The following is a 24,570-nucleotide window of genomic DNA, read 5'->3' on the forward strand; positions in this document are numbered from 1 at the left end:
TGGTTCAGTCGCTGTTTTCGGACTTTTCCAGGTTTGCTATGGCTCTCGCCGATCAGTCCCCTAACCGAGGGTGACCAAGCATGCAAGAAAGCGTGATGCAGCGCATGTGGGAAAGCGCCCACCTTTCAGGTGGTAACGCTGCATATGTGGAAGAGCTCTACGAACTCTACCTGCACGACCCTAACGCTGTGCCAGAAGAGTGGCGCACCTACTTCCAGAAGTTGCCCGCCGACGGCAGCACCGCTACCGATGTCTCGCACTCGACGATCCGCGACCATTTCGTATTGCTGGCGAAGAACCAGCGCCGCGCCCAGCCGGTGTCTGCCGGGAGCGTGAGCAGTGAACACGAGAAGAAGCAGGTTGAAGTGCTGCGACTGATCCAGGCCTATCGGATGCGCGGCCATCAGGCTGCCAAGCTTGACCCCTTGGGGTTGTGGCAGCGTCCAGCGCCTGTAGACCTGTCGATCAATCACTACGGCTTGACCAATGCCGATCTTGATACGACCTTCCGTGCCGGCGACCTGTTCATCGGCAAAGAGGAGGCGAGCCTACGCGACATCCTCGACGCGCTCCAGAAGACATATTGTCGCACCATTGGCGCCGAGTTCACCCACATCGTCGATTCCGAGCAGCGCAGCTGGTTCCAGCAGCGTCTGGAAAGCGTGCGTGGCCGGCCCGAGTTTTCCGCTGATATCCAGTCCCACCTGCTCGAGCGTGTGACCGCTGGCGAGGGCCTGGAAAAATACCTGGGCACCAAGTACCCAGGCACCAAGCGTTTCGGCCTGGAAGGCGGCGAAAGCCTGATTCCGATGCTGGACGAGATGATCCAGCGCTCCGGTTCCTACGGCACCAAGGAAGTGGTCATCGGCATGGCCCACCGTGGCCGCCTGAACGTGCTGGTCAACACCTTCGGCAAGAACCCGCGCGAGCTGTTCGACGAGTTCGAAGGCAAGAAGATGAACGAGCTGGGCTCCGGTGACGTGAAGTATCACCAGGGCTTCTCCTCGAACGTGATGACCCCGGGTGGCGAAGTGCACCTGGCCATGGCGTTCAACCCGTCCCACCTGGAAATCGTCTCGCCGGTTGTCGAAGGCTCGGTGCGTGCCCGTCAGGACCGTCGCAACGACAGCGTGGGTGACAAGGTGCTGCCCATCTCCATCCACGGCGACGCTGCATTTGCAGGCCAGGGCGTGGTGATGGAAACCTTCCAGATGTCGCAGACCCGCGGTTTCAAGACCGGCGGCACCGTGCACATCGTGATCAACAACCAGGTGGGTTTCACCATCAGCAACCCGCTGGATGCGCGCTCCACCGAGTACGCCACCGACGTGGCCAAGATGATTCAGGCGCCAATCCTGCACGTCAACGGCGACGACCCGGAAGCCGTGCTGTTCGTGACCCAGCTGGCGGTCGACTACCGCATGCAGTTCAAGCGTGACGTGGTCATCGACCTGGTCTGCTACCGTCGCCGCGGCCACAACGAGGCTGACGAACCGAACGGCACCCAGCCGCTGATGTACCAGCAGATCAGCAAGCAGCGCACCACCCGTGAGCTGTATGCCGAAGCGCTGATCCAGGCCGGCCGTATCGATGCCGATCGCGCCCAGGCCAAAATCGACGACTACCGCAGTGCGCTGGACAACGGCCTGCACGTAGTCAAGAGCCTGGTCAAGGAGCCCAACCGCGAGCTGTTCGTCGACTGGCGCCCTTATCTGGGCCATGCCTGGACCGCACGCCACGACACCCGCTTCGACCTCAAGACCCTGCAGGAGCTGTCGGCCAAGTTGCTGGAGCTGCCTGAAGGCTTCGTGGTGCAGCGCCAGGTCGCCAAGATCTACGAAGACCGCCAGAAGATGCAGGCCGGTGGCTTGCCGATCAACTGGGGTTATGCAGAGACCATGGCCTACGCCACCCTGCAGTTCGAAGGCCACCCCATCCGCATGACCGGCCAGGACATCGGCCGCGGCACCTTCTCGCACCGGCATGCTGTGCTGCACAACCAGAAGGATGCGGGCACCTACATCCCGCTGATGAACCTGTACCCGGGCCAGCCACGTTTCGAGCTGTACGATTCGTTCCTGTCCGAGGAAGCGGTACTGGCGTTCGAATACGGCTACTCCACCACCACGCCGAACGCGCTGGTGATCTGGGAAGCCCAGTTCGGCGACTTCGCCAACGGTGCGCAAGTGGTGATCGACCAGTTCATCACCAGTGGCGAGCACAAGTGGGGCCGCCTGTGCGGTCTGACCATGCTGCTGCCGCATGGCTACGAAGGGCAGGGGCCTGAGCACTCCTCGGCGCGCCTGGAGCGTTACCTGCAACTGTGCGCTGAGCAGAACATTCAGGTCTGCGTACCGACCACGCCGGCCCAGATCTACCACCTGCTGCGTCGTCAGGTCATCCGTCCGCTGCGCAAGCCGCTGATCGTGCTGACGCCCAAGTCGTTGCTGCGCCATAAGCTGGCCGTCTCGACTCTCGAAGACCTGGCCGATGGTTCGTTCCAGACCGTCATCCCGGAAATCGACACCCTCGAGCCTGCGAAGGTGGAGCGCCTGGTGCTGTGCAGCGGCAAGGTCTACTACGACCTGCTGGAAAAGCGCCGCGCCGAAGGCCGCGAAGACATCGCGATCGTGCGCATCGAGCAGCTGTATCCGTTCCCTGAAGACGACCTGGTCGAGATCCTGGCGCCTTACACCAACCTCAAGCATGCGGTGTGGTGCCAGGAAGAACCGATGAACCAGGGCGCCTGGTACAGCAGCCAGCACCATATGCGTCGCATCCTCGGCCGCCATAACAAGGCACTGGCCCTGGAGTACGCGGGTCGCGATGCCTCTGCCGCACCTGCCTGTGGTTACGCTTCGAAGCACGCCGAACAGCAGGAAAAACTGCTGCAAGACGCCTTCACTGTTTAACGCCTTCGCGCACTTGAAACCGAATTTAAGGAAACACTGATAATGGCTATCGAGATCAAAGCCCCAACCTTCCCGGAATCGGTTGCCGACGGCACCGTTGCCACCTGGCACAAGCAGCCGGGCGAGGCCGTCAAGCGTGACGAACTGATCGTCGACATCGAGACCGACAAGGTCGTGCTCGAAGTGCTGGCAACCGCCGACGGCGTGCTGGGTGCCATCGTCAAGGGTGAGGGCGATACCGTCCTGTCCGACGAAGTGCTGGGTTCGATCGTTGAAGGCGGCGCCGCTGCCGCAGCGCCTGCTGCTGCCCCGGCCGCCGCCGCACCGGCCGCCGTTGCTGCCGATGCCGGTGAAGACGACCCGGTTGCTGCCCCGGCTGCGCGCAAGCTGGCCGAAGAAAACGGCATCGACCTGGCCACTGTAGCCGGTACCGGCAAAGGCGGCCGTGTCACCAAGGAAGACGTCGTTGCTGCCGTCGCCAACAAGAAGGCCTCGCCGGCTGCAGCCCCGGCTGCCAAGCCTGCTGCCGCCCCGGCACCGGTGGTGACCGCTGCTGGCGACCGCACCGAGAAGCGCGTGCCGATGACCCGCCTGCGCGCCAAGATTGCCGAGCGTCTGGTCGAAGCCCAGTCCAACATGGCGATGCTGACCACCTTCAACGAAGTCGACATGACCGAAGTCATGGCCCTGCGTTCGAAGTACAAGGACCTGTTCGAGAAGACCCACAACGGCGTGCGCCTGGGCTTCATGTCGTTCTTCGTCAAGGCGGCCACCGAAGCGCTGAAACGCTTCCCGGCCGTGAACGCCTCGATCGACGGCAACGATATCGTCTACCACGGTTACGCCGACGTCGGTGTGGCGGTTTCCAGCGACCGTGGCCTGGTGGTTCCGGTACTGCGCAACGCCGAGTCGATGAGCCTGGCAGAGATCGAAAACGGCATCGCCACCTTCGGCAAGAAGGCCCGTGACGGCAAGCTGTCCATCGAAGAGATGACCGGCGGCACCTTCACCATCACCAACGGTGGTACCTTCGGCTCGATGATGTCGACCCCGATCGTCAACCCGCCGCAGGCTGCGATCCTGGGCATGCACAACATCATCCAGCGCCCCATGGCCATCAATGGCCAAGTGGTGATCCGCCCGATGATGTACCTGGCGCTGTCCTACGACCACCGCCTGATCGATGGCAAGGAAGCCGTAACCTTCCTGGTGACCATCAAGAACCTGCTGGAAGATCCGTCCCGCCTGCTGCTGGACATCTAATCGCGCAGCTGTAAGCTGCAAGCGGCAAGCTTCAAGTCGAAGCCTGCCTGTCTTGCGGCTTGCAGCGTGCCGCTTGAAGCTAACAAGGAATCTTTTATGACCCAGAAATTCGACGTGGTAGTGATTGGTGCAGGTCCTGGCGGCTACGTGGCTGCGATCAAGGCCGCCCAGCTTGGTCTGAAGACTGCCTGTATCGAGAAGTACACCGATGCCGAGGGCAAGCTGGCCCTGGGCGGCACCTGCCTGAACGTAGGGTGCATTCCTTCCAAGGCGCTGCTGGACAGCTCCTGGAAATACAAGGAAGCCAAAGAGAGCTTCAACGTACACGGTATCTCCACTGGCGAAGTGAAGATGGACGTGGCTGCGATGGTTGGCCGCAAGGCTGGCATCGTGAAGAACCTGACCGGTGGCGTCGCCACCCTGTTCAAGGCCAACGGCGTCACCTCCATCCAGGGCCACGGCAAGCTGCTGGCTGGCAAAAAGGTCGAAGTGACCAAGGCCGACGGCACCACTGAAATCGTCGAAGCCGATAACGTGATCCTGGCCTCCGGCTCTCGCCCGATCGACATTCCGCCAGCCCCGGTTGACCAGAACGTCATCGTCGACTCCACCGGCGCCCTGGAATTCCAGGCCGTACCGAAGCGCCTGGGCGTTATCGGTGCCGGTGTGATCGGCCTGGAGCTGGGTTCGGTATGGGCCCGCCTGGGTGCTGAAGTCACCGTGCTGGAGGCTCTGGACACCTTCCTGATGGCTGCCGACACGGCTGTGTCCAAGGAAGCCCAGAAGACCCTGACCAAGCAAGGCCTGGACATCAAGCTGGGTGCCCGCGTTACCGGTTCCAAAGTGAACGGCGACGAAGTCGAGGTGACCTACACCAATGCCGAAGGCGAGCAGAAGATCACCTTCGACAAGCTGATCGTTGCGGTCGGCCGTCGCCCGGTGACCACCGACCTGCTGGCCTCCGACAGCGGCGTGAACATCGATGAGCGTGGCTACATCTATGTCGACGACTACTGCGCCACCAGCGTGCCGGGCGTCTTCGCCATCGGCGACGTGGTGCGTGGCCTGATGCTGGCGCACAAGGCTTCCGAAGAAGGCATCATGGTGGTTGAGCGCATCAAGGGCCACAAAGCCCAGATGAACTACGACCTGATCCCTTCGGTGATCTACACCCACCCGGAAATCGCCTGGGTCGGCAAGACCGAGCAGGCCTTGAAGGCCGAAGGCGTTGAGGTTAACGTGGGCACCTTCCCGTTCGCGGCCAGCGGCCGTGCGATGGCTGCCAACGACACCGGTGGTTTCGTCAAGGTCATCGCCGATGCCAAGACCGACCGCGTACTGGGTGTTCACGTGATTGGCCCGTCGGCTGCCGAACTGGTGCAGCAGGGCGCTATCGCAATGGAATTCGGCACCAGTGCCGAGGACCTGGGCATGATGGTCTTCAGCCATCCGACCCTGTCCGAAGCGCTGCATGAAGCAGCGCTGGCCGTGAATGGCGGTGCCATTCACGTAGCCAACCGTAAGAAGCGTTAATCATAAGAAACCACGGCGGGCTGCCCGTCGTGAGTCTTGCGTGCATGACTCACCGCGGAAAGTCCGCCGGACCGGATCACATGGGATAACCCGGGGTCAACGGTCACAGGTGGTGCGGCGCCAGTGATGGCGCAGCGCCGAAGCGCAGTACCTAACGAAGACGGTAAAAAGCATGAATCTTCACGAGTATCAGGGTAAGCAGCTGTTCGCTGAGTACGGCCTGCCAGTTTCCAAGGGTTTCGCAGTCGACACCCCTGAAGCAGCGGCAGAAGCCTGCGACAAGATCGGCGGGAACGAGTGGGTTGTAAAAGCCCAGGTTCACGCAGGTGGTCGCGGCAAGGCGGGCGGCGTCAAGCTGGTTCGCAGCAAGGAAGACGCCAAGGCGTTCGCTGCACAGTGGTTGGGCAAGAATCTGGTTACCTACCAGACCGATGCCAACGGTCAACCCGTCTCCAAGATTCTGGTCGAATCCTGCACTGACATCGCCAAAGAGCTGTACCTGGGCGCTGTAGTCGATCGCTCGAGCCGCCGTATCGTGTTCATGGCCTCCACCGAAGGTGGCGTGGACATCGAAAAAGTCGCCCACGACACGCCTGAGAAAATCCTCAAGGCCACCATCGACCCGCTGGTCGGCGCTCAGCCGTTCCAGGGCCGTGAGCTGGCGTTCCAGCTGGGCCTGGAAGGCAAGCAAGTTCAACAGTTCGCCAAGATCTTCGTAGGCCTGGCCAAGCTGTTCAAGGACCATGACCTGGCCCTGCTGGAAGTGAACCCGCTGGTGATCAAGGCCGACGGCGACCTGCACTGCCTCGATGCCAAGATCAACATCGACGCCAACGCCATGTACCGTCAGCCGAAGCTGAAGACCTTCCACGACCCGTCCCAGGACGACGCCCGTGAAGCCCACGCTGCCAAGTTCGAACTGAACTACGTTGCCCTTGAAGGCAACATCGGCTGCATGGTCAACGGTGCTGGCCTGGCCATGGGTACCATGGACATCGTCAACCTGCACGGCGGCAAGCCAGCCAACTTCCTCGACGTAGGCGGCGGTGCTACCAAGGAGCGCGTTACCGAAGCGTTCAAGATCATTCTGTCCGACAGCAATGTCGCGGCCGTTCTGGTCAACATCTTCGGCGGCATCGTTCGCTGCGACATGATTGCCGAAGGCATCATCGGTGCAGTGAAGGAAGTCGGCGTCAAGGTTCCGGTTGTGGTTCGCCTTGAAGGCAACAACGCCGAACTGGGCGCTAAAGTATTGGCAGAAAGCGGTTTGAACATCATTGCTGCAACCAGCCTGACCGACGCTGCTCAACAAGTTGTCAAAGCTGCGGAGGGCAAGTAATGAGCGTCCTGATCAATAAAGACACCAAAGTCATCTGCCAGGGCTTCACCGGCTCGCAGGGTACTTTCCACTCCGAACAAGCCATTGCCTACGGCACCAAGATGGTCGGCGGCGTTACCCCGGGCAAGGGTGGCACTACCCACCTGGGCCTGCCGGTGTTCAACACCGTGAAGGAAGCCGTGGAAGCGACCGGCGCTGACGCTTCGGTCATCTACGTGCCAGCACCGTTCTGCAAGGACTCGATCCTGGAAGCAGCCTTCGGTGGCATCAAGCTGATCGTTTGCATCACCGAGGGTATTCCAACCCTCGACATGCTCGATGCCAAGGTCAAGTGCGACGAGCTGGGCGTGACCCTGATCGGCCCTAACTGCCCAGGTGTCATCACCCCGGGCGAGTGCAAGATCGGCATCATGCCAGGCCACATCCACCTGCCAGGCAAGGTCGGTATCGTTTCGCGTTCCGGCACCCTGACGTATGAAGCGGTCAAGCAGACCACCGACGCCGGCTTCGGCCAGTCGACCTGCGTGGGTATCGGTGGCGACCCGATCCCGGGCTCCAACTTCATCGACATCCTGAAGCTGTTCCAGGAAGACCCGAAGACCGAAGCGATCGTCATGATCGGTGAGATCGGCGGTTCGGCTGAAGAAGAAGCTGCGGCCTACATCAAGGCCAATGTCACCAAGCCTGTCGTTTCCTACATCGCTGGCGTGACTGCGCCGGCAGGCAAGCGCATGGGCCACGCTGGCGCCATCATTTCTGGCGGCAAGGGTACTGCGGACGAGAAATTCGCAGCCCTGCAGGACGCAGGCGTGAAAACCGTGCGTTCCCTGGCTGACATCGGCAAGGCCCTGGCCGAGCTGACTGGCTGGGAAGCCAAGAAGTAATACTGCAACACCCCCCACGCGCACAGAGGCCACCTTCGGGTGGCCTTTGTCGTTTTGGGGTGTGCGGGCTTAATCACTGGCAGGCCAGCATAAACCTCCCAATCGTCCCCATAGGAATTACCTTACAGACGAATACTTCAATCTGAGGATAATTCCCCCTGTCCCCGGACGCACAGACGACAAACACGTACGCACATCGGACAAGCAGCACTGTTCCAGTGCGTTTGCGCGGCAAAACGGTTAATCTACGCGCCTATTCTGTGCCCGTGCCCCAAAAGGGAACGACACGCTTAACGGGTCTGGCCTATCACGCCGGGCAGCATTTTCCTCACCCATTGGAAAGTCCCCTCTCGAACCCCGATTCCAGCAGTGTGGTACTACCTTAAATGAAAGTTCTCAAAGGCCAGGATATCCTGGCGCTTGGCTTTATGACGTTTGCGCTTTTCGTAGGCGCCGGCAACATCATCTTCCCGCCTATCGTCGGCCTGCAATCGGGCCCGCACGTCTGGATGGCCGCCCTGGGCTTCCTGGTGACGGCGGTGGGCCTGCCGGTCATCACCGTGGTCGCCCTGGCCAAGGTCGGCGGCGGTATGGATGCCCTGAGCAGCCCGATCGGCAAGTTCTTCGGCGGCCTGCTGGCCGCTGTATGCTACCTGTCGGTCGGCCCGCTGTTCGCCACGCCGCGTACGGCGACCGTGTCGTTCGAAGTGGGCGTTGCGCCATTGACCGGTGAAAGCCCGCTGGCCCTGTTCATCTACAGCCTGGTGTATTTCGCCGTGGTACTGGCCGTGTCCATGTACCCGGGCAAGCTGCTTGATACCGTGGGGCGTTTCCTTGCGCCACTGAAGATCATTGCCCTGGCGGTACTGGGCATCGCCGCGTTCGCGCTGCCGGCCGGTACCATCGGTGAAGCGCAGCCGGCCTACGCCGCCGCCGCGTTCTCCAAGGGGTTCTCTGATGGTTACCTGACCATGGATACCCTGGGTGCCCTGGTGTTCGGCATCGTCATCGTCAACGCCATCCGCTCACGCGGCGTCGAGTCGCCGAAGCTGATCACCCGCTATGCCATCATCGCCGGCCTGATTGCCGGTGTCGGCCTGGCCCTGGTGTACATCAGCCTGTTCCGCCTGGGCGCCGGCAGCCATGAAATTGCCGCGGGCGCCAGCAACGGTGCTGCGGTACTGCATGCCTACGTGCAGCACACCTTCGGCTCGCTGGGCAGCGGTTTCCTTGCCGTGCTGATCGCCCTGGCGTGCCTGGTGACAGCCGTCGGCCTGACCTGCGCGTGTGCCGAATACTTCAGCCAGATGCTGCCGTTGTCGTACCGTGCGCTGGTGGTGATTCTGGCTGGTTTCTCGCTGCTGGTGTCGAACCTGGGGCTGACCAAGCTGATCATGTTCTCCATCCCTGTGCTCACGGCCATCTACCCGCCGTGCATCGTGGTGGTGGGCTTGAGCTTCGTGAAGGACCTGTGGAACTCGCCGACGCGTATCCTGGCGCCGGTAATGCTGGTATCGCTGCTGTTCGGCATGGTTGATGCCATCAAGGGCAGCAGCGCGGCCCATGTGTTGCCCGACTTCATGGCCAACCTGCCACTCAGTGATCAAGGCCTTGCCTGGCTGGTACCTTCGGTCGTCACCCTGGTGGGTGCTGTGGTGTGCGACCGCATGCTGGGCAAGCCTCGCGAGGCCCTGGCGTGATGTGTTGAAGCCCGCTGGCGGCATGGGCCAAAAGCCTGAACCTGTCGCCTCGGTATCAAACACCCAAGCCCCGTATCCGCAAGGATGCGGGGCTTTTGTTTGGCTGTAGGGTGAGTGCGCGTGTTTTTCGCTGTCGCCCTGTGCCTTTTGCCGCTTGCCAGCGTCGAAATGCGGTCCCTATCCTTTTGGCACCTGGCATTTCGGGAACCCGGCATGACTTTCATTTCAAGCAATTTGAACAACCTCCTGGCGGCCTGCTGGTTTGTGCTGTGCTGGGGCGGCTACACACGCTATGCCCTCTGGAAGGGGCGGGACACCGCGTGCCTTGCCAGTGTGTTGCACCTGTACCGTGAAGACTGGATGCGCCGCATGTTGTTGCGTGACAACCGTATTGCCGATGCCAGCGTGATCGGCAACCTTGAGCGCAACGCCTCGTTCTTCGCCTCCAGCACCCTGATCATCCTCGCCGGCATCCTGACGGTGCTGGGCGCGTCCGACCGAGCCCTGTCGCTGCTCGCTGACTTGCCCCTGGTTCAGCAGGCCTCCCAAGGGATGTCGGAAATCAAGTTGCTGTGCCTGGCGACGGTGTTCGTGTATGCCTTTTTCACCTTCAGCTGGTGCATGCGGCAGTACAACTTCGCCGCGGTGCTGGTGGGCTCGGCACCCATGATCGGCGAACGCCAGGTCAATGAAATGGAGCGCAAGGCGTTTGCCGCGCGTGCGGCGCGGGTGCTGTCGCTGGCTGCCAACCAATTCAACTTCGGCCTGCGGTCGTATTATTTCGGCATGGCGATGTTGAGCTGGTTCATCAGCCCGTGGTTGTTCATGGGCATTAGCGTGGGGGTGGTGTTGATTCTGTATCGCCGCGAGTTCCATTCCGATGTACTGGACGTGATGGTATTTACGCCCACGGAAAGTTCAGCGACCGAAGTACCCGGGCAGCGTTCAAATGTGAATGACTGAAACGGTTAGCCTAATAATTTCAGGCATAAAAAAACCCGACAATGTCGGGTTTTTTTTACGGCGCGATTACTGCTTGGCAGGTTCGGCCGGAACAGTGGTCGCCGGGGTGGCCGGGGCGGCCTCTTCAGCAGCCTTCTGGTTGGCTTCGGCCTGGTCTTTGGCGGCTTCGGCGTTTTCCTTGGCAGCGTCGTTCATCTTGTCCTGAGCATCACCCATTTTTTCCTGGGCTTGTTCACGGTGTTCTTGTGCGTCCTGGGCTTTGTCTTCGCTCGCTTTATCGCAAGCGGCCAGGCCCATGGCAGCAGCCAGCATCAGAGCAAAAGCAAATGGTTTACGCATGGGGGTGTTTCTCCTTGGTGGAATAAGTTGGCTTGTTCCTTCGAGTGGGGCCTTCTGAAATAAGTTCCACGGTAATTTCACAGCTATAAACATGTTTTTAAGGTGCAGGCACTTCTGCTGTCTACAGGGTCCTGCCATGGCGCGCGGGGGGGGGCGCCTCGCTCACCCTGGCGCAGGTGCATTCAAGGTTCGCACCGCAAAAGCCCTTGAAATCATCCGGGCAGCCCCCATCTGCATGTCATCCGCCGCCAACGCAGCCAACCGGGCCGCTTGGCGACTACTGCCATCAGATCGGAGTGTGACGACCATGAGTGTGGAGACTCAAAAAGAAACCCTGGGCTTCCAGACCGAGGTGAAGCAGCTGCTGCACCTCATGATTCATTCCCTGTACTCGAACAAGGAGATCTTCCTGCGTGAATTGATCTCCAACGCCTCCGATGCGGCCGACAAGCTGCGTTTCGAAGCACTGGCCAAGCCCGAGCTGTTCGAAAACGATGCCGACCTGAGGATCCGCCTGAGCTTCGACAAAGATGCCGGCACCGTCACCCTCGAGGACAACGGCATCGGCATGAGCCGTGAAGATGTCATCACGCACCTGGGCACCATCGCCAAATCGGGCACTGCCGACTTCATGAAGAACCTCACCGGTGACCAGAAGAAGGACTCGCACCTGATCGGTCAGTTTGGCGTTGGCTTCTACTCGGCGTTCATTGTTGCCGACCAGGTCGATGTCTACAGCCGCCGTGCTGGCCAACCGGCCAGCGAAGGTGTGCACTGGTCCTCGAAGGGCGAGGGCGACTTTGAAGTGGCCACCGTCGACAAGCCAGAGCGCGGCACCCGCATTGTCCTGCACCTGAAGAAGGACGAGCAGGAGTTCGCCGATGGCTGGCGCCTGCGCAACGTGGTCAAGAAGTACTCCGACCATATCGCGCTGCCTATCCAGCTGCCCAAGGAACAGGTGGCGGCCGAAGGCGAAGAGCAGCCGGCTGAAGAGTGGGAAACCGTCAACCGTGCCAGCGCCCTGTGGACCCGTCCGCGTACCGAGATCAAGGACGAGGAGTACCAGGAGTTCTACAAGCACATCGGCCACGACTTCGAAAACCCGCTGGCCTGGAGCCACAACAAGGTTGAAGGCAAGCTCGAGTACAACTCGCTGCTGTACGTGCCGGCCCGTGCGCCGTTCGACCTGTACCAGCGTGAAGCGCCCCGCGGTCTGAAACTGTACGTACAGCGTGTGTTCATCATGGACCAGGCCGAATCGTTCCTGCCGCTGTACCTGCGCTTCATCAAAGGTGTGGTCGACTCCAACGACCTGTCGCTGAACGTGTCGCGTGAAATTCTGCAGAAAGACCCGATCATCGACTCGATGAAGACGGCGCTGACCAAGCGCGTGCTGGACATGCTGGAAAAACTGGCCAAGAACGAGCCTGAGCAGTACAAGGGCTTCTGGAAAAACTTCGGGCAGGTGCTCAAGGAAGGCCCGGCCGAAGATTTCGCCAACAAGGAGAAAATCGCCGGCCTGCTGCGCTTTGCCTCCACCCATGACGAAAGCGGCGAGCAGAGCGTCAGCCTTGCCGATTACCTGGCGCGTGCCAAAGACGGCCAGGACAAAGTCTACTACCTCACCGGCGAATCCTACGCGCAGGTCAAGAACAGCCCACACCTTGAGGTCTTCCGCAAGAAAGGCATCGAAGTGCTGCTGCTGACCGACCGTATCGATGAGTGGCTGATGAGCTACCTCACCGAATTCGATGGCAAGGCGTTCGTCGATGTGGCCCGTGGCGACCTGGACTTGGGCAAGCTGGATTCGGAAGAAGACAAAAAGGCCCAGGAAGAAGTCGCCAAGGACAAGGAAGGCCTGGTGGAGCGCCTGAAAGCTGCCCTGGGTGAAAGCGTGGCCGAGGTGCGGGTATCCCACCGCCTGACGGACTCGCCGGCAATCCTGGCGATCGGAGAACAGGACCTGGGCCTGCAAATGCGCCAGATTCTGGAAGCCAGCGGCCAGAAAGTGCCAGATTCCAAGCCGATCTTCGAATTCAACCCGACACACCCGCTGATCGAGAAGCTCGACCACGAACAGAGCGAGGACCGTTTCGCTGAGTTGTCGCACATCCTGTTCGATCAGGCCGCGCTTGCCGCGGGTGACAGCCTGAAGGACCCTGCCGCCTATGTACGGCGCCTGAACAAGCTGCTGGTCGAATTGTCTGCTTGAATTGATGCATGGCAAAGCCCGCTTCGGCGGGCTTTTTTCATGGTGCAGGCCTGAGGAGTAAAGGATGAGCAAGGTAATCGTCGAGTCGCTGGTGTATCACCTGGCCGGCAAAACCTACGAAAGCCGCCTGGTGTATGAGCCGGGCGCCCTGGGCCGCCCAGGGCTGGTGATGGCGCCGAACTGGATGGGCATTGCCGAAGGGGCTGAGCGCATCGCCAAGGAGGTGGCTGAGCAGGGCTACGTGGTGCTGCTCGCGGACCTGTACGGCCAGTCGGTTCGCCCGTCGAATGCCGACGAGGCAGGGGCTGCAATGATGCCGCTGAAAAATGACCGCGCTGAGCTGCGCAAACGCATGCAGGAAGCGTTGGCGCAGCTGCTCGGGCAATCCAAGGCGTTGCTGGCACCTGGCAAGGCCGCCACATTCGGCTTCTGTTTTGGCGGTTGCTGTGCGCTGGAGTTGGCGCGCTCAGGCGCCGATTTGCGTGCTGCGGTGTCGTTCCACGGCACCCTCGACACCCCCAACCCGGATGACGCAAAGAATATCAAGGGCTCGGTCCTGGTGTTGCATGGCGCGTCCGACCCGCTGGTACCGAAGGACCAGCTGCCAGCGTTTGAGGCGGAAATGGATGCAGCGAAGGTGGACTGGCAACTGCTGAGCTACGGCGGTGCGGTTCACTCCTTTACTGACCCGGGCGCCAACGTGCCAGGCAAGATGCAGTACGACAGGCGCACTGCCGAGCGGGCGTTCCGGTCGATGCATAACCTGCTGAGTGAAGTGTTCCACCCCTAGTGCACGGGCTTGTAAGAGGGGCGCGCTGAACCGTTCCGCCTGCTGGCGGGTCTATTCGGTTCGTCCCCGTACAAGGAAGCTGACCATGAACGCCAAAGCGCTGGCCTGCGCCGTTGTAGCCGCCTGGCTATGCCAGGCGGCACAGGCCCGTGAGTACCGCTACAGCGATGCTCACCTGCATTATGTGGATTTCTTCCAGGAAACCGAGGGCATGCCGGCGCTGCTCAAGGCCATGGATGCCGCAGGTATCGACCAATCGATGATTTCCGGCATTCCGGTTGCCAAGAAATGGCACGAGGACGAGCCCAAGCGGCCACGCTATTACGCCGGCGATGACGCCGATGCCTACTGGTACAGTGCCACGGACACCTACGTAGCGGCTGCCATCCAGAAACTCCCCCCTGAACAGCGTCAGCGCTTTCATCCCTTTCTGACCGGCATCAACCCGGTGGACAAGAATGCCGTGAGCCACATCGAGCGCATGCTCGACCTGTACCCAGGCCTGTGGCAGGGCATCGGCGAAGTGTTCACCCGCCATGACGACCTGACCGCGCTGACCAGTGGCGAGACGCCGCGGGCCAATAACGAGGCCATGACGCGCATCTATCACCTGGCGGCCGAGCGCGACCTGCCGGTACTGCTGCACTCGAATATCACCTCCAAACGCGAGCGTAACCCGCTGTACCTGGCGGAGATCGAGGAGCCCCTGCGCGAGCACCCCCACACACGCTTCATCTGGGCCCATGCCGGCAGCAGCATGGAGATTCACCGGCATCAGACCCGCATGGACTTCTTGCTCCCCGTACTGACCCGGCTGCTGGAGGATTACCCCAACCTCTATGTGGACCTGTCCTGGAGCGTGCTTGAGCCTTACCTGCTGGATGAGCAGGGCAAGCCGCAGCAGCCATGGCTGGCGCTGGTGCAGAAATACCCCGACCGGTTCATGCTGGGGTCGGATGTAGTCGGGCGTTTCGGGAGCCTTGGCGAGCAGATGCACGGGTTCAAACCGTTTCTGGACGCGTTGCCCGAACCTGTGGCTAACAAGGTCGCGCGCGAGAACTTTCTGGCGGTGTTACCCAAGCCCAAGTAAACGCCTGAAAACAAAAACGCCCCGAACCAGTCGGGGCGTTTTGCATCTACCGCAGCAGCGCCTTACTTGCCTTCCCAGCGCTTGAGCACCAGGGTGGCGTTGGTGCCGCCGAAGCCGAAGCTGTTGCTCATGACCGTGTCGATCTTGGCGTTTTCTTCGGTTTTGCGCAGGATTGGCAGGTCGGCAACCTCAGGGTCCAGCTCGTCGATGTTGGCGGAGCCGGCGATGAAGTTGTTTTCCATCATCAGCAGGCAATAAATCGCCTCGTGTACACCGGCAGCGCCCAGCGAGTGGCCCGACAGGCTCTTGGTCGAGCTGATTTTCGGCGCATTGCCGCCAAACACTTCCCGCACACCCTTGATCTCGGCAACGTCACCTACGGGGGTGGAGGTGCCGTGGGTGTTCAGGTAGTCGATTGGGGTGTCGACAGTCGCCAGTGCCTGCTGCATGCAGCGAATGGCGCCTTCACCGCTTGGCGCGACCATGTCGTAGCCATCGGAAGTGGCGCCGTAACCGACGATCTCGGCGTAGATCTTGGCGCCACGGGCGAGGGCGTGCTCCAGCTCCTCGACCACGACCATGCCGCCGCCACCGGCGATGACGAAGCCGTCACGGTCGGCGTCGTAGGCACGGGAGGCCTGTTCGGGGGTGTCGTTGCGCTTGGTCGACAGGGCGCCCATGGCATCGAACAGGAACGACTGGCTCCAGTGCTCTTCTTCACCGCCACCGGCGAACACGATGTCCTGCTTGCCCCACTGGATCTGCTCCAGCGCGGTGCCGATGCAGTGCGCGGACGTGGCGCACGCCGACGAGATCGAGTAGTTCAGGCCCTTGATCTTGAACGGGGTGGCCAGGCACGCCGACACGGTGCTGCCCATGGTGCGGGTAACCCGGTACGGGCCCACACGCTTGACGCCTTTCTCGCGCAGGGTGTCCAGCGCTTCCATCTGGTTCAGGGTCGATGCACCGCCGGAGCCTGCCACCAGGCCGGTACGCGGGTTGGAAACCTGCTCTTCGGTCAGGCCGGCATCCTTGATCGCGTCCTGCATGGCCAGGTAGGCATAGGCAGCGGCATGGCCGACGAAGCGGAAGACCTTGCGGTCGATCAGTTCTTCGAGGTTGAGGTCGATGGACCCGGAAACCTGGCTACGCAGCCCCATTTCCTTGTATTCCGGGTTGGAACGGATACCCGAACGGCTGTTGCGCAGGTTTTCGGTGACGGTAGCTTTGTCATTGCCCAGGCACGATACGATGCCCAGACCAGTGATAACGACGCGGCGCATGCGAATAACCCTTAGAAATTGTCAGTGGAGGTGAACACGCCGACCCGCAGGCCTTCGGCTGTGTAGATCTCGCGGCCGTCTACGCTGACAGAACCATCGGCGATGGCCATGTTCAGCTTGCCTTTCAGGACGCGCTTGATGTGAATGTTGTACGTGACTTTCTTGGCGGTGGGCAGCACCTGGCCGAAGAATTTCACCTCGCCCGAGCCCAGCGCACGACCGCGGCCTGGCAGGCCCTGCCAGCCGAGGAAGAAACCGACCAACTGCCACATGGCGTCAAGGCCCAGGCAGCCTGGCATGACGGGGTCACCTTCGAAGTGGCAGGCGAAGAACCACAGGTCCGGGGTGATATCCAGCTCGGCGACCAATTCACCTTTGCCGTACTTGCCGCCTTCTTCACTGATGTGGGTGATGCGATCGACCATCAGCATGTTCGGCGCGGGCAGTTGCGCATTACCTGGGCCGAACAGCTCACCGCGACTGCAGCGCAGCAGGTCTTCCCGAGTAAAGGCGTGTTGTTTGGTCATGCGAGCTCCTCAATAACCCCCTGCGGCAGGGGATGAATCTTCCCGGCCGGCCCGTTACGCATCGCGTCCGGGGCGGCAGCCTACAGGTAGACTATTGCGTTGTGGTGAAAGTCACAGTGCGCCTGTCGAAAGAAGTACAGGTGTGCACTGAAACGTCTATTTTCAGGTCCGAAGAACGTCCTGTCCAGTCTTTAAGACTGCCGCACTTTAGCATTTATCGCCAGTCGCGGTTGCCTCCCCCGGCAGCCAACGCTGCAACACCTGCTGCAGTTCACTGCGGCGCAAGGGTTTGCTCAGGTAATCGTCCATGCCCGCAGCCAGGCATCGCTCGCGGTCGCCCTGTAGCACATTGGCCGTGAGGGCGATGATCGGTAGGGCTTTGCCATTGGGCAGCAGGCGGATACGGCGGGTAGCCTCGAAACCGTCCATGAACGGCAGGCCGCAATCCATCAGGATTGCATCGAACCGTTGTTGTTCTACCTGGGCGACGGCTTGTTGACCGTCGTCGGCCGTGCTTACGTCCAGGCCCAGGCTGCGCAGCATGGCCTCGGTCACACTCTGGTTGACCAGGTTGTCCTCGACCAGCAGCACCTGGCGCCCTTCACCCCACTGCTGTTGGCCTCGTTCGGGTGCTGCCGCCGTTGCCGCAGGCCGCGTCGTGAGGGTGAGGGGCATCTCCAGGGTAAAGGTGGACCCGCGGCCCTCGCCGCTCTGGCCACGCAGGTTGCCACCCATGCGTTCGGCCAGCGTTCGGGCGATGGACAAGCCCAGCCCGGTGCCACCGTAACGGCGCGAGATCGAGCTGTCGGCCTGCTGGAACGCCACGAACATCAGTTCGAGGCGTTCGCTGTCGATGCCGATACCGGTGTCGCGTACGTCACAGGTAAGCCAGATCAGCTGGTCATCCAGGGCTTGCCAGCGCGCCTGCACCTGCACATGGCCATGTTCGGTAAACTTCAGCGCGTTGCCAATCAGGTTCAGCAGGATCTGGCGGATGCGCGTAGGGTCACCGTTCACCTGCAACTGCGCCGTATCGGCTGCCAGTTCCAGTTGCAGGCCCAGGCCCCGTTGCTGGGCAGTGTGCTGGAATGACTGCACGCAACTGCTGATGAGTTCGCCGAGGTTGAAATCGATGTGCTCCAGTTGCAGCGCATCGCGCTCGATCCGCGAGAAATCGAGAATATCGTTGATGACCTTGAGCAGGTGCCCGGTGGATTCGCTGGCCACCGCCGTGTAGTCGGCCTGCTCGTTGCTCAGCGGGGTGGTTTCGAGCAGTTGCAGCATACCCAGTACGCCGTTCATGGGCGTGCGCAATTCGTGGCTCATCATGGCCAGGAAGTCCGACTTGGCGCGGTTGGCCTGCTCGGCTTCTTCCCGTGCCTGGATCAGCTCGGCGATGGCCTGTTTCTGCTCGGCGCTGGCCTGTTCCAGGGCGTGGGCCAGGTTATTGATGTGGCGGGCCAGGTGGCCGAGTTCGCTGTCATCCACCACCGGCACAGGCGTGTCGTACTGCCCCTGCTGAATGGCTTTCACCGCATGGCCCATGTCACTGATCGGCTTGGCCAGGTTCAGCGCCAGGCGCCGGGCCAGCAGGAAGGTGAACAGCAGGGCGAACAGGGCCAGTACGGCGGCCTTTATGACAATTTCCTGCTGCCGCTGGCTGAAGGCATCGTCCGACATGCCAACGATCACCCGGCCAAGGTAATCATCCCCAATGGCCGGTGCAGCGCTCGGGCCTTGCTGCAGGAAGTCGTTCTCCAGGCGGATTTGCTGCAGGCGGATGGGCGCCTGGAACACTTCCACCCGCTGCGCGCGGTTGATGCTTTCGTCCGACTGCTCAACGTAGACCAGGATATGGTTACGGCTGTCCTGCACTTCCAGAAAGCGCACGTGCGGGATGGTCAGGGTGGCGCGCATGAGGCTTTCGAGCACTTCATTGTTACCCGAAATCACCCCGTACTCCGACGCCGGTGCCAACTGGTTGGCGATCAGTTGGCCGGTGTGGTTGAGCTCCTGGCGCAAGTCCTGGATGCGCACGAACGTGAAGAAACTGATCAGCAGCAGGGTCAGCAGCAGGGCAGGGCCGAGGCTGATGATCTGGGTGCGGGTGTGGATGTCCCAGCTCAGGCGTTTGCTCATGGCGTGGGGGCTCCTTCGGCCAGCGCCTTGGCGGCAACGTTGACGTCGATGGGTTCAAGGCCGAGGGCGCGTGCCACCTGCTGGTTGCCGCTGACCCCGAACTGGTGGGGGTACAGGCTGCGCGGCCACCGTGCAGGCGCTTGGTCGAGCAGGTGGTCCAGTACCGCGATCCAGTCGTCCTGGTCGCTGTAGGTGCTGGCCAGGGCGCCGGCGCGCACGAATGCGGCGTTCGGGCCAATCAGTGCCATTTGCCGGCCATAGCTGCTCAACAGCAGGTTTTTCGCGGTCTTGGAGTTATACAGGTCAGGGTCGTCGAGCCCCAGCAGCACATCACTGTTGCCCAGCACGTGTTGAAGGGGGCGGCTGTCGAGCGGGTCTGGCCACGCCTGGGCGACGATCTCCAGCCCCAAAGGGCCGGCAGCCTGACGCAGTTCGTCAAGCAAAAAGCGGCTGTGTTCACCGTAGAGCACCCCAACGCGCTGGGCCTGCGGTAACAGGTAATGGGCCAGGCGCAGTTGCCGGCCCAGCGGCGGGTCGCTCCACAGCAAGGTGAGAAACCCGGGGCGGGACTTTCCCAGGCGCTGTTCAACCTGTACACGCCCTACGCGCATCGCCAGTGCCGGCGGGCCGGCGGTCTCCGACAAGCGCCATTCCAGTGCATCGTTATCCAGCAGTACCAGGCGCTGATCGGGTTTCAGGCTGCCTGGGCGCGGCAGGTCGGTGGCCGACTGAAAGTGCACGTGGTCATGGGGGCGGCGGCTTTCCAAGGCCGCAATGAAACTGCGAATACCCGGCTGGTCCTGGGCCCCGACCAGCAGGATTTCGCCGGCGGACAATGGCCCCATTGGCCATAGACACAGCAGCATCAGGCGCAGCAGCAGGGCCATCAGAACTCCAGCTCCGCGCTCACGCTCAGCCGATGGCGGCTGTCGTAGCGGTTCTGCACGGCGGTGGTCGGCTCGTCGTCCAGGCGCTGTTGCCACAGTGCGGCCAGCTCGAGGCTGTTGCCGTAGACCCGCCAGCGCTTGGCCAGGCGCAGGTCCAGGCGTTCGTAGCGGTATTGGTTGAGCGCATCGTCGCCATAGTAGAACACCGCACTGGACCAGCCATCGCCCCAGTTCCTCATCCAGCCAGCCGACCCGCTGTTGTGCGCACTCAGGCGGCGGTCATCCGGGTTGCTGGCCCAGGCGTCCACATGGGCATAGGTCAGCCGCAGCCGGTCGCGCAGGGTAGGGCGCCAGTCAAGCTGCGCCTCGCTACCGCTGAAGCGGGCACGGTTGGCATTGCTGGCGATGTACTGGTTATTCTTCAGCGGCTCGCTGATCATCCCGGTGATCTCGTCGTAGAACAGCTTCACATCCATGCTCAGGTCGATATCGCTGAAGTAGCCGTTGTAGCCCACTTCGCGTGAGCGCATGCGCTCCTGCTCCAGGTCGCCAGGCCCGCGCGTCTTGACGAAGTACTGGCCGCGCTGCTGGCCAAAGGCATACGGGCTGAGGTTGGTGACTGTGTAGCTCCAGTTGACGTTGTTCTCGAACATGTCCGGCGAGCGCACCGCCTCCGAGTACACCGCCCGCAGACCGTGGCGCGGGGTGATCAGGTAATTGACCGCCACCCGCGGCGTAAGCGAGCTGCCAGACAGGCGCGAGTCCTCCAGCATGGCGCCACCCTGCACGATCCAGTGCTCGTCGGCGCGCCATTCCAGTTGCCCGAACAGGCGCCAGGTCTGGTCATCGACGCTGCCGTTGAAGTAGGTCTGGGAGTCGGCACGATCATACCGGTAGTTCATGCCACTGAGCAGGCGCAGGTTGTCGGTCAGGCTCAGGGTGTCCTGGATTTCCAGGTCATAGCGGGTTTCGCGGGTGCTCTGGTCGACGTCGCCGCAGACCACATTCTTGCCACCGCCGGTTTGCCACTGCGCCTTGATGGCCTCGACCAACGCCTGCTCCTGCGGGTTGCTGCTGGGGGGCGGGTTGTTGGCGCCACGGGCCACCTGCTCGGCGTAGTTGGGGTTGAGCTGCCACAGGCGCGTGAGCTCGGGGCTGAACGACAACGCCGCATCGCACGCCCGCCAGACCTGCTGGCGGTCGAAGTGCTGCGCCGAGCCTTGCACGTACAGGCTGTGGTCCGGGTTGAAGTCGATGTTCCAGCGGACTGACCCTGCGTAATCCTTGGCGTCGACGTCGGCATTGTCGCCGCGCTGGGTGACGTAGGGGAACACGGGCTGGTACGTATAGGGCCGCTGGTTGCTGCCCTCCTTGGCTGCCAGTTGCCATTCCAGGGTCTGGTCGGGTGCCAGGGTGTGGCTGGCGCTGAGGTTGAAGCGTGTGGCGCGGCGGCTGTCCCGGTAATCCTGGCCGAACTGGTTGTGGTCGAAGCCGTCATCCTGCTGCCCCGACAGCGACAGGCGCATGTCGCCGCCGTCCCAGCCGAAGCCGTGGCTGGCATAGAAGTCATTGATACCGTTCTGGCCACGGGTCATTTTCAGGCGCGTGCCATGGCTGTCTGCCGGGTTGCGGGTGAGAATATTGACCACGGCCATCAGTGCATTGGCGCCATAGCTGACAGTGTTGGGCCCGCGGAACACCTCGATGCGCTCGATGTCTTCCATGGCCAGCGGTATATCGCTCCAGTCCACCGTGGCCAGCCCGGCCCGGTACACCGAACGCCCGTCGATCAGCACCTGCATGCGGCGCGCCTCGTTGGCGTTGCTGCCGTGGTAGTTGACCGTGGGCTGGTTGCCCGCGCCGTAACCCACCATCATGCCCGGGACCAGGCGCAGCAGTTCGGGGATATCCCGTGCACCACTGGCGCGGATCAGTTCGCTGTCCAGCACGGTCATGCTGCCTGGTACCGCCGCGGGGGATTGTTTCAGCCGCGTCGCGGTCAGAACCTGTGGCAGGTCGGTATTGTCGATGAACAGGTCGTCGGCCACGGCTGGCGCACCGAAGAGGGCGGTCAGTACGAGCAGGTGCGGGTACGGGGGCGAGCCAGGGAACACGGAGCGGCCTTGTATCAGAGTTGAATTAAACAGGCATGGTAACTGACCTTTGGCGTTTTGCCAGTGATCTGCGCCGGGTTGCACGCCGGTTGTGGGATTATCGCCACCCGCCTTGGCGCGGGCCTGGCGAGCCGTATAATGCGCCCGTCGCCACTTACTTTTTGGCTTTAACGGATTGGATATGACTGAACAGCAACCTGTTGCAGTTCTGGGGGGCGGCAGCTTCGGCACCGCCGTGGCGAACCTGCTGGCGGAAAACGGCGTGCCCGTGCGCCAGTGGATGCGCGACCCGGCCCAGGCCGAGGCCATGCGCGCCAACCGCGAGAACCCGCGCTACCTCAAGGGCATTCGCCTGCAGGACGGCGTTGAACCGGTCAATGACCTGCTGGCTACGTTGCAGGCCTGCGACCTGATCTTCGTCGCACTGCCGTCCAGCGCCTTGCGCAGCGTGCTGGCCCCCCATGCCGAGCTGCTCAGCGGCAAGGGCCTGGTCAGCCTGACCAAAGGCATCGAGGCGCAGACGTTCAAGCTGATGAGCCAGATCGTCGAAGAAATCGCCCCTCAGGCACGTATTGGCGTGCTGTCCGGCCCCAATTTGGCCCGGGAAATCGCCGAGCATGCGTTGACCGCAACGGTGGTGGCCAGTGAAGACGAGCTGCTGTGCCAGCAGGTACAGGAGGTGCTGCATGGGCGTACCTTCCGGGTCTACGCCAGTGGCGACCGGTTTGGCGTCGAACTGGGCGGGGCGCTGAAGAACGTCTACGCCATCATCGCCGGCATGGCAGTGGCCCTGGGCATGGGCGAGAACACCAAGAGCATGCTGATTACCCGCGCCCTGGCCGAGATGACCCGTTTTGCGGTAAGCCAGGGCGCGAACCCCATGACTTTCCTGGGGCTCGCGGGTGTCGGTGACCTGATCGTCACCTGTTCCTCGCCCAAAAGCCGTAATTACCAGGTTGGCCATGCCCTGGGCCAGGGCCTTAGCCTTGAAGAGGCGGTCAACCGCCTGGGCGAAGTGGCCGAGGGCGTGAACACCCTCAAGGTGCTCAAGGCCAAGGCCCAGCAGGCGCAAATCTACATGCCGCTGGTGGCGGGCCTGCACGCCATTCTGTTCGAAGGCCGTACGCTGGATCAGGTCATCGAGCACCTGATGCGCGCCGAGCCCAAGACCGATGTCGATTTCATTTCCATCAGCGGCTTCAACTGAGCCGCAGGTGGCCTTCGTCGCAGCAAGGAGCGAAACATGAACGATACCCCCGAACGCGCCCAGCGCGAGTCCATCATCCTGCGGGTGGTGTGGATGCTGGTGTTTGCAGTGGTGTGGCAACTGGCCGAGCTGCTGCTCGGTGGCCTGGTGCTGGTGCAGCTGGTCTATCGCCTGATCTATGGTGCCCCCAGCGCCAGCCTGATGAATTTCGGCGACAGCCTCAGCCAGTTCCTGGCCCAGATCGGCCGTTTCGGCACTTTCCACACCGACCAGAAGCCCTGGCCGTTCGCTGACTGGCCAGCCCCGCGTGCCCCCGAAGGCGAGGCCGCGCACAGCGTGCCGCCGGCCCCGCACCCGGTTCGCGATGAGGAACCGAAGCTGTGAACCTGTGGGTATTGCGCCACGGCGAAGCCGAACCACGGGCCAACACGGATGCCGAACGGCGCCTGACGGCCCATGGCCGCGAACAGGTGCTGCACAGCGCCGCACGCCTGTTGGGCAAACCCTTGCAGGCAATAATCGCCAGCCCGTATGTACGGGCCCAGCAAACCGCTGCGCTGGTGCACGGCACCCTCGGCTTCACCGAACCGGTCCGCACCGTGCCTTGGCTGACCCCTGAAAGCGACGTGCAGCAGATGATCGGCGAAATCGAGCAGTTGGGCTTGCAGCATGTGTTGCTGGTCAGCCACCAGCCCCTGGTCGGCCACCTGGTGACGATGCTCGAGCAGGGGGCTCACCAGCGGCCTGCGGCCATGAGCACAGCCAGCCTGGCTGAACTGGAAGGCGACTGGCCACTGGCCGGGCTGATGACGCTCAAGGGCATCCATTCGCCTGCGTGAGCGGGCGCCATGGGTGAACGTTCTTGAGTCGGCAACTGGCATTTCTGTCAGTTGCCCCGGGTGCTGGCCTGTTGCTAGCTTGGCCGCACATTTCGCGCTCAAGGCGGCTTGCATGACAGGCGATATCTGGGAGTTGTTGAATTCGCTGGACCTGCAGTCCACCGTGGCCAAGGTAGAGCAGGGCGTTGCGCTTGATTTTGCCCAGCATAGCCTGCTGCGGGAGGTGGCCGATGCCAGGTTCTACCAGCTGATGCGCAAGGTCAGCGCCGCCAGCCTGGAACCTGCCACCCGTGAGCTCATCGAAGCTGACCTGCGGGCCCTGCAGGAGGCCTGCCTGCATGTTGCCCATTTGCTGCAGATCAGCTGCCTGGCACTGCGTCGGCTGGGGCTCGACGCCGCCGAACAGCGCCTGGCCCGCGAGGCGCTGGAAAGCCAGCAGGCCTGCATTCAGGCTTGCCTGCGCCGCTCGCTGGCGAGCTTCGACCGCTCGGCGTGACCTGATTGCCCTTGCCGATGACCTATCCGAACGTTGCCTGAACGTGCGCGGGT

Annotated in this window: 20 protein-coding genes; 14 read left to right on the forward strand and 6 right to left on the reverse strand. The window is 62.1% G+C overall.

From position 1 onward, the window contains the following. Positions 1-80 precede the first annotated feature (80 nt). The 7 genes from IAE38_RS11200 (at position 81) to IAE38_RS11230 (ending at position 10,594) form a co-directional block, all read left to right on the forward strand. Positions 81-2,912, forward strand: a complete 2,832-nt coding sequence (locus IAE38_RS11200) for a 2-oxoglutarate dehydrogenase E1 component (RefSeq protein ID WP_201162982.1) — start codon at positions 81-83, stop codon at positions 2,910-2,912. A 42-nt stretch (positions 2,913-2,954) separates the two neighbouring features. Further along, the gene (odhB, locus tag IAE38_RS11205; RefSeq protein ID WP_201217597.1) at positions 2,955-4,175 is read left to right on the forward strand and encodes a 2-oxoglutarate dehydrogenase complex dihydrolipoyllysine-residue succinyltransferase; all 1,221 of its coding nucleotides are present in this window, start codon (positions 2,955-2,957) and stop codon (positions 4,173-4,175) included. Positions 4,176-4,271: 96 nt separating this feature from the next. Continuing rightward, a complete protein-coding gene (gene lpdA / locus IAE38_RS11210; RefSeq protein WP_201162980.1) occupies positions 4,272-5,708 on the forward strand; it encodes a dihydrolipoyl dehydrogenase in 1,437 nt (478 codons plus the stop codon). Between the two features lie 172 nt (positions 5,709-5,880). After that, on the forward strand, positions 5,881-7,047 hold the full coding sequence (gene sucC / locus IAE38_RS11215; protein ID WP_028632226.1) for an ADP-forming succinate--CoA ligase subunit beta: 1,167 nt from the start codon (positions 5,881-5,883) through the stop codon (positions 7,045-7,047). Beyond that, complete coding sequence (sucD, locus tag IAE38_RS11220) at positions 7,047-7,931, forward strand: succinate--CoA ligase subunit alpha (RefSeq protein WP_016393102.1); 885 nt, start codon at positions 7,047-7,049, stop codon at positions 7,929-7,931. Before sucC ends, sucD begins: the two co-directional genes overlap by 1 nt. Positions 7,932-8,317: 386 nt before the next feature. Next, on the forward strand, positions 8,318-9,631 hold the full coding sequence (brnQ, locus tag IAE38_RS11225) for a branched-chain amino acid transport system II carrier protein (protein WP_028632227.1): 1,314 nt from the start codon (positions 8,318-8,320) through the stop codon (positions 9,629-9,631). A 213-nt stretch (positions 9,632-9,844) separates the two neighbouring features. Beyond that, positions 9,845-10,594: a DUF599 domain-containing protein gene (locus IAE38_RS11230; RefSeq protein ID WP_028632228.1), complete on the forward strand. Its 750-nt coding sequence runs from the start codon at positions 9,845-9,847 to the stop codon at positions 10,592-10,594. A 66-nt stretch (positions 10,595-10,660) separates the two neighbouring features. Here IAE38_RS11230 and IAE38_RS11235 read toward each other — a convergent pair whose 3' ends face one another. Continuing rightward, complete coding sequence (locus IAE38_RS11235) at positions 10,661-10,933, reverse strand: hypothetical protein (RefSeq protein ID WP_028632229.1); 273 nt, start codon at positions 10,931-10,933, stop codon at positions 10,661-10,663. A gap of 307 nt (positions 10,934-11,240) precedes the next feature. Here IAE38_RS11235 and htpG point away from each other — a divergent pair, with 307 nt between their 5' ends. The 3 genes from htpG to IAE38_RS11250 all read left to right on the forward strand — a co-directional run bounded on the left by htpG (position 11,241) and on the right by IAE38_RS11250 (position 15,025). Beyond that, complete coding sequence (gene htpG, locus IAE38_RS11240) at positions 11,241-13,145, forward strand: molecular chaperone HtpG (protein ID WP_201217599.1); 1,905 nt, start codon at positions 11,241-11,243, stop codon at positions 13,143-13,145. A gap of 64 nt (positions 13,146-13,209) precedes the next feature. Continuing rightward, a complete protein-coding gene (locus tag IAE38_RS11245) occupies positions 13,210-13,935 on the forward strand; it encodes a dienelactone hydrolase family protein (RefSeq protein ID WP_201162977.1) in 726 nt (241 codons plus the stop codon). Positions 13,936-14,020: 85 nt separating this feature from the next. Continuing rightward, complete coding sequence (locus IAE38_RS11250) at positions 14,021-15,025, forward strand: amidohydrolase family protein (RefSeq protein ID WP_201217601.1); 1,005 nt, start codon at positions 14,021-14,023, stop codon at positions 15,023-15,025. A 62-nt stretch (positions 15,026-15,087) separates the two neighbouring features. Here IAE38_RS11250 and fabB read toward each other — a convergent pair whose 3' ends face one another. The 5 genes from fabB to IAE38_RS11275 all read right to left on the reverse strand — a co-directional run bounded on the left by fabB (position 15,088) and on the right by IAE38_RS11275 (position 21,975). Beyond that, positions 15,088-16,308, reverse strand: coding sequence for a beta-ketoacyl-ACP synthase I (fabB, locus tag IAE38_RS11255; RefSeq protein WP_060481494.1), 1,221 nt, complete (start codon positions 16,306-16,308; stop codon positions 15,088-15,090). 11 nt (positions 16,309-16,319) lie between these two features. Further along, the gene (gene fabA / locus IAE38_RS11260; RefSeq protein ID WP_008089108.1) at positions 16,320-16,835 is read right to left on the reverse strand and encodes a 3-hydroxyacyl-[acyl-carrier-protein] dehydratase FabA; all 516 of its coding nucleotides are present in this window, start codon (positions 16,833-16,835) and stop codon (positions 16,320-16,322) included. A 207-nt stretch (positions 16,836-17,042) separates the two neighbouring features. After that, a complete protein-coding gene (locus tag IAE38_RS11265) occupies positions 17,043-18,974 on the reverse strand; it encodes an ATP-binding protein (protein WP_201217603.1) in 1,932 nt (643 codons plus the stop codon). Next, positions 18,971-19,861 (reverse strand): ABC transporter substrate-binding protein, encoded by an 891-nt coding sequence (locus IAE38_RS11270; protein WP_201217606.1) that lies wholly within the window; start codon positions 19,859-19,861, stop codon positions 18,971-18,973. The genes IAE38_RS11265 and IAE38_RS11270 overlap by 4 nt, the downstream gene beginning before the upstream one ends. Then, entirely contained in the window at positions 19,861-21,975 is a 2,115-nt protein-coding gene (locus IAE38_RS11275) for a TonB-dependent receptor plug domain-containing protein (RefSeq protein ID WP_060481491.1), read from the reverse strand. The genes IAE38_RS11270 and IAE38_RS11275 overlap by 1 nt, the downstream gene beginning before the upstream one ends. Positions 21,976-22,156: 181 nt before the next feature. Here IAE38_RS11275 and IAE38_RS11280 point away from each other — a divergent pair, with 181 nt between their 5' ends. The 4 genes from IAE38_RS11280 (at position 22,157) to IAE38_RS11295 (ending at position 24,517) form a co-directional block, all read left to right on the forward strand. Further along, complete coding sequence (locus IAE38_RS11280; protein WP_028632237.1) at positions 22,157-23,182, forward strand: NAD(P)H-dependent glycerol-3-phosphate dehydrogenase; 1,026 nt, start codon at positions 22,157-22,159, stop codon at positions 23,180-23,182. 36 nt (positions 23,183-23,218) lie between these two features. Next, positions 23,219-23,566, forward strand: coding sequence for a DUF4389 domain-containing protein (locus IAE38_RS11285; RefSeq protein ID WP_028632238.1), 348 nt, complete (start codon positions 23,219-23,221; stop codon positions 23,564-23,566). Then, positions 23,563-24,021, forward strand: a complete 459-nt coding sequence (gene sixA / locus IAE38_RS11290) for a phosphohistidine phosphatase SixA (protein WP_201217608.1) — start codon at positions 23,563-23,565, stop codon at positions 24,019-24,021. The genes IAE38_RS11285 and sixA overlap by 4 nt, the downstream gene beginning before the upstream one ends. A 112-nt stretch (positions 24,022-24,133) precedes the next feature. Then, the gene (locus tag IAE38_RS11295) at positions 24,134-24,517 is read left to right on the forward strand and encodes a hypothetical protein (protein ID WP_201210226.1); all 384 of its coding nucleotides are present in this window, start codon (positions 24,134-24,136) and stop codon (positions 24,515-24,517) included. Positions 24,518-24,570: the final 53 nt, after the last annotated feature.

Source organism: Pseudomonas sp. S32 (genome assembly GCF_016648095.1).
Taxonomy (GTDB): Bacteria; Pseudomonadota; Gammaproteobacteria; order Pseudomonadales; family Pseudomonadaceae; genus Aquipseudomonas; species Aquipseudomonas parafulva.